Below are 15,450 nucleotides of genomic sequence, written 5' to 3'. Positions count from 1 at the left end.
ACTGTCTTTTTTGCATATATTTTTCTGTGTTATCCATTACCCTGTATTGCGTAGACCTGCTGCCAAGGCATTAATACTACGGATTAATGGGTCTTCAACGTCGAGGTCACCATGATTGGTATCGCTTGTAGCGTCTTTTTGTCTGGCACGCTTTAATAGCTCAATTTGGATATAGTTGGTTGGATCTAAATACGCATTACGCCATTCAAGGGAAGCGGCAAGATTCTGCTGATGCTCCAATAACGACTCTTGGTTAAGCAAAGAGTTTAAACCTGAATGGGTCAGCTCGTGCTCATCCGTCACCGCTGTCATAATCTGTTCACGTAATATCTCATCGTCACATAATTGGCTATAAGCATGAGCAATACTCATATCAGACTTGGTAAACGCCATTTCAATATTGCTAATAAACACGTTAAAAAATGGCCAGCAGTCAATCATTTCTTTCATCAGTGCTTCATCATCGATGACGCTATGCAACGCACTGCCGACACCATACCAAGCGGGCAGTGTAAAGCGCGCTAATGACCAGCCAAATACCCAAGGAATTGCGCGCAAGGTTGTTTTGCTTGGTAGACCTTTATTACGATGTGCTGGGCGTGAGCCAATATTTAATAAGGAGATTTCTGCCACTGGCGTCGCTTGGGAGTAGAACTGATAAAACCCTTCGGTATGATCCGTTAGCTTGCGATAACGTTGCTCACCGGCGTCTGCTAAACGTGCAAAGAGCGCTTCATAATGTGGCAATTCAGGCGGTTGCACCACGAATCTTGAGGAGCAAGCTTTAAGCGTGCCAGTGATGCCCATGGTTAGCTCAAATACAGCGGTATCGGTGTTGGCATATTTGGCATAAAGGACTTCGCCTTGTTCGGTCACTTTAATTTGCCCATGCAGTGTACCAGCGGGCTGAGCAGCAATCGCTTTATGCGTTGAGCCGCCACCACGACTCACAGAGCCACCGCGACCATGAAATAAGCGGGTTTTGATGCCATATTCTTCTGCGATACGGTTAATGGTCTGCTGTGCGCTATAAAGCTGCCATGCAGAAGTAATGATGCCTCCGTCTTTTGAAGAGTCCGAATAGCCCAGCATGATTTCTTGGGTATTATCTGAATGCTGCAACAACCCTCGATATAATGGATTGTCTAAAACTTCAGGTAGAATTTTATCGATGTTTTTAAGATCTTCTATCGTCTCAAATAACGGTGCTACTGGCAAGTCGGCAGACAGTCGCCCTTCGTCATCCACTCTACATAAGCCTGCAAAGCGCATGAGTAGCAAAACTTCTAATAATTGACTGGCGTTATTGGTCATGGAGATAACATAACTGCCAAAAGTATCTTGCCCAACCAGTTTGCGTAAAGTCGCTACTGAGTGCATCAAGGCCAATTGTTCACGGGTTTTATCCGTTAAATTATCGGTATAAATGAGCGGTGTGCCTGGTTTCTCAAGCAGGCGCGTTAGCCATTCTTGGCGCTCGGTTTCATTGAGGCTTTGATAGTCAGGCAAGTTAGAAGCATTGGCAAAAATATCGGCAATCACTTCGCTATGATAAGACGACTCTTGGCGAATATCGAGCGCTGCCAAATGGAAGCCACAGGTTTTGACCAAACGTATTATATCGAGTAATAAGCCTTCGCCATGTGCAGTATCATGAGTATTCACACTTTGACGGATGATGCGTAAGTCTTCTAATAGTTCTTGTGGATTGGCGTAGGCATCTTTTTTAGCCTCAGTATCATTCCCTTTGCTTTGGATTAGAAGATTGGTGGCTTTGACTTTATTTAGGATTAAGGAGAGGAATCTGCGATAAGGTTCATTGCCGTAATCATCAAGATTGTAATCAAAGACTCGTCTGTCGAGCTCACTATAACTTTCAATCTTGGCATACACATCAGGTTCGATAGTAACAATCGTATCACTATGAATAAGCTGACGACGTAGTTTCTTGAGCAACACTTGATAGTGACGCAATACAGTATCTGCATGCATCAATACGGCCATTTCTGTAGTGTCATGAGTGACAAAGGGATTGCCATCTCTGTCGCCACCAATCCAAGAGCCAAAGCTTATGAAAGCAGGTAGAGGGTAGTCTGTTAGCTCAGGATAGATATCAATAATAGCGTTTTTAATATTACGATAAACCTTGGGAATGGCGTTGAATAGACTGGCATTGAAATAATGCAGACCATTATTTATTTCGTCATAGACCAAAGGCTTACGCGTCCGCACTTCATCAGACGACCATAGCAGATCAATCGATTGCGCAGTTTTTTCTCTGGCTTGCTCGTAGGCAAAACTATTTTGTGCAACGTTATTTAAGGCATCGCTATGAGTGAATAAACCTTGTAATAAGTTCATCGTTGTACGTCGACGCGCTTCAGTAGGATGGGCGGTAAATACAGGGATGAATTTTAGTTGCTCAATGAGCTCTTGCATCTGTGCTGGCTCAATATTGCGCTCACGACACTCTAGTAAAGTACGGCGAAACGATCCTTCCCAGCTCTGCTCTGATTGCATACGTAATGCATGGCGCTCTTCACGTAGATAATTCTCTTCACTTAGATTGGCTAAGAAAAAATAGATAGAGAAGCTGCGGATGACATTTTTTAAGGCTTGATTGTCCAAAGAGGCAATAAAATCGATGAGCTTCTGCTTATGAGCTTCATTAGGCTCACGGCGCTGTTGAATAAAACCTTTGCGTAGCGTTTCAATCGTATGCAGCGTTTGTTCACCAGTCTGGCGAGAAATCGCATCCCCTAGGAAGGAACCTAATAAACTAATGCGTTCACGTAATATGTCATTATCTATTATCATCCTTGACCTTCTCCTTAAATTAATTAAAAAATAGTGAAGCAGCAAATCTGTAATTTTGTATAAAGAAAAATACTGCTTAATATAATGTTTAGTAATGAGCAGTGAACAGGACTAATATTCGCTTTTATCAGAGACTTAGTGTTTTTGATAAAAGCGAATCAGCACAGTAATGAGGCGATAAAGGCTGGCAAGCTATCTTCTAAAGTGTAGCATGGGTGACTTCGCATATTAAAGAAGTTAGCGGATTAAGTTAGCGGCAATACCGAGGCGGTTAAAAGCGTGTGAGATTGAAAATTATTGGATAGGTCAGAAATATGGGCAAAATTATTGGAATACCTTTTATACGTGAATTGGTAGCGTTTGCTAAAAAAGATATATAATTATGATATCTAAAATATAGGCACTGAAAACATGAATATCGAAAGCGACACCGCCAATCAAATCGCTAATCAAATCGCCAATCAAGTAGAAATCATCTATGAAGATGAATTTCTGGTGGCGATTAATAAAGAGGCTGGGCTGTTGGTGCATCGCAGTTGGCTGGATAAAGGTGAGACACGCTTTGCTATGCAGCTCACCCGTGATGCGGTAGGTTGCCATGTATTTCCGGTACATAGGTTAGACAAGCCTACGTCAGGCGTGTTGTTGTTTGCCAAGAGCTCAGCCGTGGCGCGCAGCCTTACCGAGGCTTTTACTGAACACAAAGTGACCAAGCAATATTTAGCTGTGGTGCGCGGCTATATGTCAGAACAAGGCACCGTTGATTATGCGCTGAGCTTTCAGCCCGATGCTATTGCCGATAAGTTCGCTAATTTGGATAAACCGGCTCAAGAGGCGGTGACCCATTGGCAAAGTTTGGCGCAAATTGAGTTGCCATTTGCGGTGTCAAAAAAGCATGACACTAGCCGCTATAGTCTAATGCGCTTAACCCCCGAGACCGGACGTAAGCATCAACTGCGTCGGCATATGAGACATTTATTCCATCATATCGTGGGTGATACCAGCCACGGCGACGGACGGCACAATCGATTTTTTCGTACTCAATATGGTTGCGCGCGTATGCTACTGCATGCTCAGACTTTAGCGCTCAGCCATCCGGTCACAGGCAAGCCGTTATTGCTAAAAGCGGGACTAGACGATCAATGGCTGCGCATCCTGGAAGAGTTTTCTTGGATAGAGAGCGCTAAAGTTTAAGCATCGTAAAGTTTAGGGTTTATCTCCAAAAGTCATATCAAAGAAGTCGACATACAGGTCCTAGTGTAGTTAGCGGGTTTTAAAATAATAAAGACCGAAAATACGGGTGCTGCAATCGAAGGTTCAGGTTCATAGTGAGGACTTGAACTGACATTTGCTGTCAAATTCGTAGACATTAACTTGGAAGACATCAACTTGGAAGATTACCAATTCAAAAATACTCATTTGCAGTAATAACTTCACCAGTTTTTTCAACCTCTTAACTCAAATCGCTATTTGGACTGTTTCCAAATAATCGTTTATATTCTCGGCTAAATTGGCTGGGGCTTTCATAGCCTACTTGCATGGCAATCTGTGATATTTGAGAGTCATTGGTTATGATCAGACGCCTCGCTTCCATTAATCGTAATTTTTTTTGATACTGTAGCGGACTCAACTGTGTAATCTCTTTAAAGTGTTGGTGAAAACCTGAGATACTCATACCACATCTGCTCGCCAAGTCTCCAATCACTACAGGTTCGTCTAAATGCGCTTTTAGCCAATCGGTTGCTTGTGCAATACGGTGAGTATGACTGCCATTGATGACCAGTTGTCGCAACTTATTCCCTTGTTGTGCCGAGAGCATGCGATAATAAATTTCTTGCTGTATTAAAGAAGATAAAAAATCAGTATCATTTGGACAATCAAGTAAGTTTACCAATCGCTCAAATGCTTGCATTATAGCGTCATCTAATTGCCATTTTATTCCCAAATTACCTTCTTTTACTTGTTGTTGAGGCGGTATTCTAGCGAGCACTTCTTGAATCATCACAAGATTTAATTTCATTGATAAAACGATGACAGGATGGTCTGACGAAGCATGCTTAATATGCATACTTAAAGGAATATCGACAGGGCAAAACATCAGGCTGCTATTGTCAAATTTTTGGCAATCTTTTCCTAAGTAAATCTCGCGCTCGCCTTGTAGGACGATACAGATGCTAGGCTCTTGAATATAGCTGACGGTTTTACTTGGTCTGTCAGCGCAATAGAAAAATAAGTTTGGAATAGTAGATTCGATCGTTTTATTTTTGGGTAATAGTCTAAGTAACTGCTCAATGGTTTTTAACTGCATAATTTTTTTCTTGTTTTAAGGTTTGCTTGATAATATAAATTTTTGGATAATTAGGCAAGAGTTTCGTAGGACTGTTCTAACGAATTGTTGGTTGCGCATCTATAATAATCCTATCACGACGCATCAAGTCTGATTTTAATCATATTCAATAAATCTACATAAGGAACGCATAATGAAAATATTTTATAAAACTCGTGCAACAGCAACTGGTGGTCGTTCTGGGCATACAGGTCTTGATGATGGTTCGCTCGGTTTTGATTTGGTATCCTTTCAAGAAAAAGATAAAGAGGGGGTGAATCCAGAGCAGCTGTTTGCGATGGGTTATGCTGCGTGTTTTGATAGTGCGCTAAATATGACTGCACAACAAATGAAACTACCAGTAACCGCTTCGAAAACATCTGCCCAAGTTGGTATTGGTATGAAAGCGGATAATAGCTATAACTTAGATATAGAGCTGTCTGTCGAAGTATCTGGTATTGATGAATCGCAAGCACAAACTCTAATCGAGACCGCTCATCAAGTTTGCCCATACTCTAATGCCACTCGTGGCAATGTTGATGTGCGCTTGCATGTTACCGTTGTTTAAATAGCATTTGTATTTAATAGCTAATAACGATAAGAAATCACACAATAATAATAAAATTTAAAATTGCTTGGCTACTCTAGGTAGCCAAGCAATTTTTTATGGTACTAAGCAATATAAATACTACAATATAAATACTAAAATTCTTACACAAGCTCCAGTTTATTGTCTTCCGCTGACTAAGTTACAATGGCCAGCAGCGAATTAATAAATCGACTGTATAAGTACTGGGTACATAAGCTGCCAATTACTTTTAGCTCAAATTAAACTGTTTATGGGCGTCTGCTAGATATATGGTACTGACACTCAAAAGGCAGATAACGACTTTTGATGAAGTAGCGCAGACCAGTAAAGTTAGCAACTAAGGTAAGTAATGATATAATGCCCCGACAATCGATATTTTATAAAGGGTTTACCTTATGGCTCGTACAGCTAGCGCATTACACATTTTAGTAAAAGACAAAGAACAAGCTGAAGATATCCTTGCCAAGCTTAAAAAAGGCAACATGTTTGATGTGTTGGCTAAGAAATACTCAACTTGCCCCTCAGCTAAAAAAGGCGGCAGCTTAGGTGAGTTTAAACAAGGCGATATGGTACCACCATTTGATAAAATTTGCTTCAGCGGCGAACTCCTCACTCCACACTTAGTGAAAACCAAATTTGGCTGGCATGTGGTTAAAGTGCTTTACAGAACGTAAGGGTTAGATTCTGAGCTTTGATTGATATCAATCTAGTATTTTCAGGTACATCCCATATTTTACCCATAAAAAAGCCTCAGTCGTTAGACTGGGGCTTTCTAAATATTTGGTATCCATAACAACTTGAATTGCTGATAACACCCTATATCGTTCAAAGTAGATCAACCAAATATCATAATACGACAATATCTTATATGTATTGATTTTATTAGCCTACAGAATTGATTCTAGAGGCTGCTTTTTTTATATGTCATTGGTATTTTAGATAGTTGTAGATTATAAGGTTTAAAGTGATAACGCTATTTACTTTTTACCACACTCACAGTATTTCGACCACCTATCACATTTATCACAAGTAGATGCCGCGCTACAGCCACACTTCGGGCTAGTTACAACTAGCGCTATAACGTATCGCTGGTATCAATGAGTTCACTCTATCTTTAGACGTTACTTTCATGATAAGTCTTCGTCTGTGATGACTCATTCAGTCTGTCACTACTCCCTAATTAAGACAACAATACCGCAGTCAGTAGCTTTATTATTGGATGCATCACAATAGATAGTGCTCTTGGACATAGGTCACACATAGCTCATAAAAAGCTTGAGCGGGCGGGGAAATAGATTTGTCAGCCAGTTTAAAGATACCGATTTGTCTGTTTAAAGAAGGGTCAAGTAAGTTTATCCAAACCAGCTCGGGCTCATTAGAGGGAAAGGCAAGTTTCGGTAGGGTAGTAATGCCAAGATCGTTTCTTAATAAAGAGAACAGTGAGGTGATGTTTTCTACCGTATAGCGAGCTTTGCGATTGAGCACTTCTGCGGGTGTGTTTTCAAGTAATCGACAGGTGCCATTATAAATAAAAGGCTCTGCCATGAGTTGTTGCCATTTTAGCCCTTGAGATTGACTTGATTCATTATTCAGCGCATTACTTTTAAGACAAACCACACCGATAGGGTCTGATATAAGTGGGGTAAAATCAATATCTGTTTGATTGATACTCGTACAATTACCTAATGCCAAATCCACCTCGCCCGTGAGCAGCCGGTTTGCAACGCCAACCGCGTTATCATCTATCAAAACAATTTCAATATCAGGATATTTCTTTGAATAGGCGACCAATACGCTAGGTAGTAGCTTAGTCACCAGTGATGGTACGCTAGCAATTCTTATCTTCCCTTTATCGCCTGCTGCGGTCGCTCTTAAGTCCTCTTCAAACGCTTGATAAACACTAATGAACTGCTGAATCTTTGGCAAGCAACTTTCCCCAAACGGCGTCAGTGTTGCTTTATTGCCACTTTCGAATAAACGCTGATCCAGTGTTTTTTCCAGCTCTTTTATAGAGGCGGATAATGCGGCCTGTGTTCTATTGGCGCGGTTGGCTGCCACACGAAAACCCCCTTCTTCTACCACAAACAAAAAATGTCGTAACTGTTGTAGTTTCATAATCGTTAGTGCCTTTGTGCTTGCTGCCGTTGATCAGATACTATCTATTATAGCGATAGATTAAATCTATCATATTTAATATTTAATTAGTTAGATTTGTCATTATTTATTGCGTAGGATAATCAATAACACAGAAATTGCCAAACCATTCATTCAAAGGATATGACTATATGACGACTCCCTCAACCAAACAAGCGGTTCAGACTTCACTTTACGCCTCAAAAGCACCTCTTGAATGGGCGGTCACGAGTAATGGCACATTATACACCGCGCAAATTCCTATTGATGAAAACGGTAATGTGGTCGCAGGTGGTATCGAAGCCCAAACTCGGCAAACCCTTGATAATTTAAAGCATACTTTAGAATGTGCCAATGTAGGCATGGACTCAGTGTTACAGGTACTCATTTATGTTACTGATCGTGAATATCTAAAAACGGTCAATCAAGTCTATGCGGAATATTTTACAGCACCCTATCCAAATCGCGCGGCTTTAGTGATAGCAGGACTTGCTCGTGAAGAGATGTTGGTTGAGCTAGTCGTATACGCGAACGTACCATAATTTTTCCACTATATTTATACAGCTCTTTAAATCATTTTATCACTTGAATTTTAATAAACTGAGGACGCTACTATGTCAGCTCAAAACATACAAAAAGTATTACAGCAAGACCCGCAGCAATCACTTTATATCAATGGTGAGTGGCAAGCGGGTAACGATACTATTGCTAATATTAACCCATCTGATATCACCGAAACTATCGGCGAGTTCGCCCAAGCCAGTAGCGATCAAGTCAAAGACGCTATTGCTGCTGCCCGCCAAGCGCAGCCAAAGTGGGAAGCAACGCCGTTAGAGAAGAAGCAATCTATTTTGCAGGCGATTGGCGATGAGATGATTGCCCGTTGCGATGAATTAGGTACTTTATTGTCACGTGAAGAAGGCAAGCCATTTCTTGAGGGTCGTGGTGAGATTTATCGTGCAGGTCAGTTCTTCCATTATTATGCCGCTGAGGTGTTGCGTCAAATGGGCGATACTGCGGATTCAGTACGTCCAGGGGTTAAAGTGGAAGTAACGCGTGAGGCAGTCGGTGTCGTCGCGATTATCTCTCCTTGGAACTTCCCAACCGCAACCGCGGTGTGGAAAATAGCCCCAGCCTTAGCATTTGGCAATAGCGTCATTTGGAAGCCTGCCAATTTAACACCAGCCAGTGCGGTCGCCTTAGCTGAAATCATTCATCGTCAAGGGTTGCCTGAAGGTACGTTTAACTTGGTATTAGGGGGCGGCTCATCAGTTGGTGATGCACTCATTAATTCTAAAGACATTGATGCGGTCAGCTTCACAGGTTCTGTGCCAACCGGTCGTAAAGTTGCTGCGGCAACCGCCCCAAACTTTGTGCGCTGCCAGCTTGAGATGGGCAGTAAGAATGCCTTGGTTATCGCTGATGATGCTGATTTACAAGTCGCTATTGATGCGGCGGTTGCTGGTGCATTTGGCGGTTCAGGACAAAAATGTACGGCTTCTTCACGCTTGATTGTCATGGATGGCATTCATGATGCTTTCGTCGATGGTGTCATCGCAAAAATGAAAACTTTAAAAGTTGGTCATGCGCTTGATGACGGTATCTTTATGGGTCCCGTTGTTGATGATAAGCAACTTGCATCCAACCTAGGCTGGATTGAAAAGGCCAAGCAAGCCGGTGCGAACTTAGCCTTTGGTGGCGAGCGTTTAGATATGCCACATGAGGGTTATTATATGTCGCCTACCTTGTTTACTGAGACTGATAACAGCTGGGATATCAATCAAGAAGAAGTATTTGCGCCACTAGCTTGTGTCATGCGCGTCAGCAGTTTAGAGGAAGCGATTGCGATGACCAATGATACTCGCTTTGGTCTCACCGGCGGCATCATTACCCAAAGCTTGCGTAATAGTTCAATGTTTAAAGAGCAAGTACAAGCAGGTTGCGTCATGGTCAATTTAGCAACTGCTGGTACCGACTATCATGTGCCTTTCGGTGGTCGTAAAGAGTCTAGCTTTGGCCCGCGTGAACAAGGTCAGTATGCTAAAGAGTTTTATACTATTGTTAAAACGGCTTATCAAAAGGCTTATTAAAAGTCAGTTAATGACATGTGCTAATAGTGATGTGTGGCTGGTAAAGATTCTCCTGCCACAATGCATTTGTAAAAGTATAAAAGGAATTAACTATGTATCAAGACCATATCGTCATTGACGGCTTACAGTATAGCCATTGGGATCGTGACTATTTCAAAATGCTGCAAGCCAGCGGTATCAATGCGGTACATGCCACCTTGGTTTATCACGAGGATTCGCGGCAGACAATGACACGCTTTGCAGAATGGCATGCACGCTTTGAGCAAAACTCAGATCTTATTTTACCAGTGTATTCAGTCACTGATATTGAGAGGGCAAAGCAGCAAGGTAAAGTCGGTATCCTTTTTGGCGCGCAAAATTGTTCACCGATTGATGATGAAATTGGTCTTATCAGCGTGATGCGCCGCTTAGGGCTACTGATCATGCAGCTGACGTATAATAACCAAAGCCTACTAGCAACCGGTTGTTATGAGAAGAATGATAGTGGCATTACGCGCTTTGGCCAGCAGGCGATAGCAGAGATGAATCGAGTTGGGATGATTATTGATATGTCGCATAGCGCAGAGCGTTCAACGCTTGAAGCGATCGAGCATTCTACGCGCCCGATATGTATCAGTCATGCCAATCCAACGGCTGCACACGATGCGTTGCGTAATAAATCTGATACCGTTATTAGTGCCTTAACCAAAGCAGGCGGGCTGTTAGGTTTTAGCCTATATCCGTTTCATTTGCCGAATGGCAGTGATTGTACGCTCAATGATTTTTGCAGCATGGTTGCTGATTGTGCTGATAAATATGGGGTTGATCATTTAGCGATAGGCAGTGATTTGTGCCTAAATCAACCGCAAGCGGTACTTGAATGGATGCGCAATGGACGCTGGTCAAAGGCAATGGATTATGGCGAAGGCAATGCCAACAATTCAGGTTGGCCGGATACTTTGCCATGGTTTGCAGGCAAGGATGGGATGGAGAATATTTATAACGGTCTGCTCAAACATGGTTTTAATGATGCTGATGCTGGAAAAATCATCGGACAAAACTGGTTTAATTTTCTTGAGAGTGGCATTAAGCCTTTAGTATAAATGCTAGGCACAGATGTAGCTTTCTAAAATGCTGGCTAAAACTCAAAGTCACAAGCATTAAAGTATAGATGGGTAAGACGGTTTAGATAAAACGCCAATTTAAATGACGCAACATTATCATATGGAATCACATCATGGCTGATTTAAAAGGATTTAACAGTAAGCAACATGAGCAAGGACGCTCTCACGAAACCGATAAGATAGCGGATAATTTAATGCATTTAGAGACTCCATCAGATACTTTAGGGCTAAAAAACCCAGCATTTTGGTATAGTGGCGGCTTTATCATTGTGTTTGTTCTTATGGCCATCTTTGCCGAAGAGCGGTTGGCAAAATTCATCAATATCGGATTTTCTTGGTCGGCAACGGTCTTTGGCCCTTTTTGGCAAATATTATTGTTAGCGACCTTTGTGATTGCACTAGCAGTCGGCGCAGGTCGCACAGGCCGCGTCATTTTAGGTAATCTAGCGAAGCCTGAGATGGACGGTTTTAAATGGATGGCGATTTTATTCTGTACGCTGCTCGCTGGCGGCGGCGTCTTTTGGGCAGCCGCTGAACCTATCGCTCATTTCGTTAGCGCACCGCCACTGTATGGCGAATCTGCTGATATCCAACAACGCGCTTTCAATGCGCTATCTCAGTCCTTTATGCATTGGGGATTTTTAGCTTGGTCAATTGTCGGTAGCTTGACGGCTATTGTGGTGATGCATCTACATTATGATAAAGGCTTGCCGCTGAAACCGCGTACGCTTTTATACCCTATGTTTGGTGAGCGCGTGCTGACAGGTCATACGGGCGCAATTATCGACGCTTGCTGTATTGTCGCGGTTGCTGCCGGTACGATCGGTCCTATTGGATTTTTGGGTTTACAAACAAGCTATGCATTAAATACGCTGTTTGGTATTCCTGATACCTTTATGACCCAACTTATCATCATCATCTTTGCTATTGCACTTTATACACTCTCAGCCATTAGTGGTCTTGCTCGAGGTATGCAGCTGCTCAGTCGCTTTAATGTCATATTGGCCTTTGGTCTGATGGTCTTTATTTTGATGTTTGGTCCTAGCAAATTTATTGTTAATGGGTATATTCAAGGTGTTGGCACCATGGTGCAAAACTTTATCCCGATGGCAACCTATCGCGGTGATGAAGCTTGGCTTGGTGGTTGGACGGTTTTCTTTTGGGGCTGGTTTTTGGGTTATGGCCCGATGATGGCGATATTTATTGCTCGTATCTCACGCGGTCGCACGATTCGTGAATTGATTACGACCGTGTGCATTTTGGCGCCATTGGTTACCTGCTTTTGGTTCACGGTCATCGGCGGTTCGGGTCTTGCGTTTGAGATTGCCAATCCTGGTAGTGTGAGTACAGCATTTGAAGGCTTTAATCTTCCTGGAGCACTGCTTGCCATCACTCAGCAGCTGCCATTTCCTTTAATTACTTCCTTATTGTTTATCATTCTAACCATGGTTTTCATTGTTACTACTGGTGATTCGATGACCTATACCATCAGTGTCGTGATCAGTGGTGAGAGAGAGCCAAATGCTATTATTCGCACCTTTTGGGGCGTGATGATGGGGGTAACGGCGATTGTTCTTATCTCGCTTGGTGCAGGCGGTGTGACAGCGTTGCAATCCTTTATTGTCATTACGGCAGTGCCTGTATCCTTTGTTTTGCTGCCATCATTATGGAATGGACCAAAAATTGCCCAGCAAATGGCACGGGATCAAGATCTTTATCGCCCTAATAGAGTGGAAACTGCTCATCAACTCATCGAAGAGCAACTTGTCGAAAAAAATAAAAAAATCGACTAGGTAGCGCTTTATTATAGATGATCATTTATTTGCGTATAAAAGCCGTAAATCCAAAGTATTAAAAGTATTAAAAGGTGGTTGGTTCAACACATTATTGAAGGTGATAGTTATATGGAACATACTTTGCCAAACAACGATAAGCTAGATGCAGTCGGCTTCCGTACACCCGATGTGGTGATGCATTCTGAACGACTCGGCGCTATGCACCAAACGCGTATTAGCTTCGTCCGTACGTTATTGCGCAAAATCGACAAAGAGCATTGGACATTAAGCAAGCATCTATGGGATTTAGATAACGACGGCTATGGACAGGTCATTTATCGTTTACAAACGCCTGAACACGTCTATCACTTGGTGGTATTTTGCAATCAGATTGCCGATGAAGAACGTAATGATCGTGTCATTGCGCAAAAATGGGATGTTACATTTGCCCTAGTTTACGGGGAAATAGGGGACGAGCTGCTGGCAAACCTAAAAGCCAATGTGCCATTACAAGAAGCGGGTCGTAACTCCAACATGGTAATGGTGCTGGCACGTGCCAACAAAAGCGTACGGGTCTTTGATCATATTGTCAGCTCACTTGCTGAAGGTCAGCAGCCTGATTTGGACGTACTTGCGCAAGTCGGCTATATCCTGCGTACCACGGCAGTTTATGGCAATGGTAAATTCGGTATTTATGACTTTAAACCGCTAGATCACAGCGAGGATTTTAATCAATCTTTTCGCGCCCAGATGTGTGCCGTGTATCTCATTCGAGAATTTAGCCTTGACTGGGTCGATTATTTGGCTCAGAAAAAGGGCGGTGATAAAGCGGTCAGCTTGCATCCGGAGATTAAGCAGTATCTGGGCATAGGTAATGCGACTGGTCTTGGAATGGCACCTTATCTCATTAATCATCCTTGTGTCGTTGATCAATGGCTGAGTGCGCGTGAAGGCGCGCTACAAGCGGTGTTGGTCTGTGATATTGAAGATGATCGTAATAATAAAATCCAGCAGCTTTCAAACTTAATGAAGCGCGCTATCCAGCATTTCTCTGAAGTGGTGACTATCAATGAGCCGCAAATTCTACTGAATAGTACCGTCGTTGATGAGCTGAATAAGCTACAAAACAACTTTATGAGCGAGATTGAAGGATGTGTTACGTGGGCTGATTTTTTACAGCGTCAGGCACACCTTAGTTTTGAGAGTCAAGAGGTCATTACTTCTTGCATGATGGAGCTTTATCCTGAGCTTGTTGATGGGTTTGCAGGGCAAGCCAATGCTGATGAAACCATGTCGCTGCCCGGTGGCAAAGTCGTACAAGACTTGATTGACATATTAGAAGTGCGTTATCAATGGGCGATCAGCATTGATTTTGGGGCAGAAGATAATGTCTATTGGTTCTGGTATCGCTCAGAAGATAAAGAAGAGCCAAGAATGGGTGTGCGCGGACAAGAGCGTGGCGATGATAAGGAATTCCTATTAGATATTGGTAGGCAGGCGAATACTTTATATCTGGCATTACAACAAGCGGATCCACAGCAGTTGTTGTCAGAATTTATCTTAAAGCAACCAAAGTATCGTTCTATTGCTCGGCGCGTCTGGACAATGGGGCATAAAAAGATGGGCGATATTCAGATTAATGTGCTGCAGAAGACGGCATTACCAATGCACTTGTTACGCTGTAAATTGTCTATGTTTGGCGCGACTAAGTTCGATCCAAGATCAGATCGCTGGGTGCGTGTCACGCTATTCCAAGGTGCGCCTTTGTTTGCTGAAGTACACAGCGATGAGTGGTTGTTTCCTTTATTACCAAATTTATCTGTACCGAAAAGAGGGCTAACCCATGATCGTATCGCATAACGAAATAGTGACCATGGTGAATAAAGCTTTTTTGGGCATGCAACGTGAAGTAGGCGAAGCTGACCTTATTGCTTCCATGGTAGCTGAGCTACAAATGGCTGGTCTAAATGGTATTTTGCATTTCAATAATGCCAGTCCTTTTATTTTGTCTGAACGTGATGTTGCGATTGATATCATCTATCAAGGCGAGGGTGAAGTCAGATTAGACTTGCATGGGAGCAGTTTGGTCTGTCATTTACCGGCAGTAATGGATTATGTGATTGAAAAGATGGGCAGTCGCGATCATTTTAAAGTGTATTTGCAGAATTGTCATAACCGCTGGCTGGCTTATAGTGAGCTTGCAAAATTGGCGGCAAAAGGCATTGCTTGTTTGGCGAAGTGGGACAATGGTAGCGCACCCAAGCATACGATATTTACTTTAGATAAAAGATTTGTTTATCCTGATCTGTATTTTTTTAATGAGGCACAGGCTAATTATAATACCAATGACATGGTCATTGAGCTATCAACGGCCAACTTTGATATTGAACAGGATATTCAGTACTTTGATCGTAAAGTATCAACAGATGAGTTGTATGAAACCCATCAAAGGGCATGGAAAGAAGGCATTTATGTTGATGATGGGCAGTGGGCAACTCTGAAAAAAAGTGCTGCAGCAATATTGGTCGAAAACAGTGAGGCATCAAGTAAAGGGGCAGGAGGTGTATAGCCTATAGAGCAAGCATTCATTGCTGCTGAAACGACCATAGATAAAAGT

At 42.5% G+C, this 15,450-nt stretch carries 12 protein-coding genes; 9 read left to right on the top strand and 3 right to left on the bottom strand.

The window, feature by feature from the left end; genetic code table 11:
• Positions 1-36: 36 nt before the first annotated feature.
• The gene (gene ppc, locus PSYCG_RS09295; protein ID WP_020443964.1) at positions 37-2,817 is read right to left on the bottom strand and encodes a phosphoenolpyruvate carboxylase; all 2,781 of its coding nucleotides are present in this window, start codon (positions 2,815-2,817) and stop codon (positions 37-39) included.
• 411 nt (positions 2,818-3,228) lie between these two features.
• Between ppc and truC the strand changes: the two genes are divergently transcribed.
• Positions 3,229-4,011, top strand: a complete 783-nt coding sequence (gene truC, locus PSYCG_RS09290) for a tRNA pseudouridine(65) synthase TruC (RefSeq protein ID WP_020443963.1) — start codon at positions 3,229-3,231, stop codon at positions 4,009-4,011.
• 259 nt (positions 4,012-4,270) lie between these two features.
• Here the strand turns inward: truC and PSYCG_RS09285 are convergent, their stop codons facing one another.
• Positions 4,271-5,125, bottom strand: a complete 855-nt coding sequence (locus tag PSYCG_RS09285; protein WP_020443962.1) for an AraC family transcriptional regulator — start codon at positions 5,123-5,125, stop codon at positions 4,271-4,273.
• A 172-nt stretch (positions 5,126-5,297) separates the two neighbouring features.
• On the opposite strand from PSYCG_RS09285, the gene PSYCG_RS09280 reads away from it, so the two are divergent.
• Together PSYCG_RS09280 and PSYCG_RS09275 are read left to right on the top strand one after the other, a co-directional pair.
• A complete protein-coding gene (locus tag PSYCG_RS09280) occupies positions 5,298-5,711 on the top strand; it encodes an organic hydroperoxide resistance protein (RefSeq protein WP_020443961.1) in 414 nt (137 codons plus the stop codon).
• Between the two features lie 416 nt (positions 5,712-6,127).
• A complete protein-coding gene (locus tag PSYCG_RS09275; RefSeq protein WP_011514138.1) occupies positions 6,128-6,406 on the top strand; it encodes a peptidylprolyl isomerase in 279 nt (92 codons plus the stop codon).
• A 550-nt stretch (positions 6,407-6,956) separates the two neighbouring features.
• Here PSYCG_RS09275 and PSYCG_RS09270 read toward each other — a convergent pair.
• Positions 6,957-7,847 (bottom strand): LysR family transcriptional regulator, encoded by an 891-nt coding sequence (locus tag PSYCG_RS09270; RefSeq protein ID WP_020443960.1) that lies wholly within the window; start codon positions 7,845-7,847, stop codon positions 6,957-6,959.
• Between the two features lie 170 nt (positions 7,848-8,017).
• On the opposite strand from PSYCG_RS09270, the gene PSYCG_RS09265 reads away from it, so the two are divergent.
• From PSYCG_RS09265 to PSYCG_RS09240, 6 genes are all read left to right on the top strand, one after another.
• Positions 8,018-8,407: a RidA family protein gene (locus PSYCG_RS09265; protein WP_020443959.1), complete on the top strand. Its 390-nt coding sequence runs from the start codon at positions 8,018-8,020 to the stop codon at positions 8,405-8,407.
• Positions 8,408-8,479: 72 nt separating this feature from the next.
• On the top strand, positions 8,480-9,955 hold the full coding sequence (locus PSYCG_RS09260; RefSeq protein WP_020443958.1) for an aldehyde dehydrogenase family protein: 1,476 nt from the start codon (positions 8,480-8,482) through the stop codon (positions 9,953-9,955).
• A gap of 92 nt (positions 9,956-10,047) precedes the next feature.
• Positions 10,048-11,037 (top strand): membrane dipeptidase, encoded by a 990-nt coding sequence (locus tag PSYCG_RS09255; RefSeq protein WP_020443957.1) that lies wholly within the window; start codon positions 10,048-10,050, stop codon positions 11,035-11,037.
• A 134-nt stretch (positions 11,038-11,171) separates the two neighbouring features.
• On the top strand, positions 11,172-12,851 hold the full coding sequence (locus PSYCG_RS09250; RefSeq protein WP_020443956.1) for a BCCT family transporter: 1,680 nt from the start codon (positions 11,172-11,174) through the stop codon (positions 12,849-12,851).
• 111 nt (positions 12,852-12,962) lie between these two features.
• Positions 12,963-14,693: a hypothetical protein gene (locus PSYCG_RS09245; protein ID WP_020443955.1), complete on the top strand. Its 1,731-nt coding sequence runs from the start codon at positions 12,963-12,965 to the stop codon at positions 14,691-14,693.
• The gene (locus PSYCG_RS09240; RefSeq protein ID WP_020443954.1) at positions 14,677-15,402 is read left to right on the top strand and encodes a DUF3726 domain-containing protein; all 726 of its coding nucleotides are present in this window, start codon (positions 14,677-14,679) and stop codon (positions 15,400-15,402) included. The genes PSYCG_RS09245 and PSYCG_RS09240 overlap by 17 nt, the downstream gene beginning before the upstream one ends.
• Positions 15,403-15,450: the final 48 nt, after the last annotated feature.

This window comes from Psychrobacter sp. G (genome assembly GCF_000418305.1).
Taxonomy (GTDB): domain Bacteria; phylum Pseudomonadota; class Gammaproteobacteria; order Pseudomonadales; family Moraxellaceae; genus Psychrobacter; species Psychrobacter cryohalolentis.
Note: the sequence above shows the minus strand (reverse complement) of the source record. Positions and strands in the feature narration are given on the sequence as shown.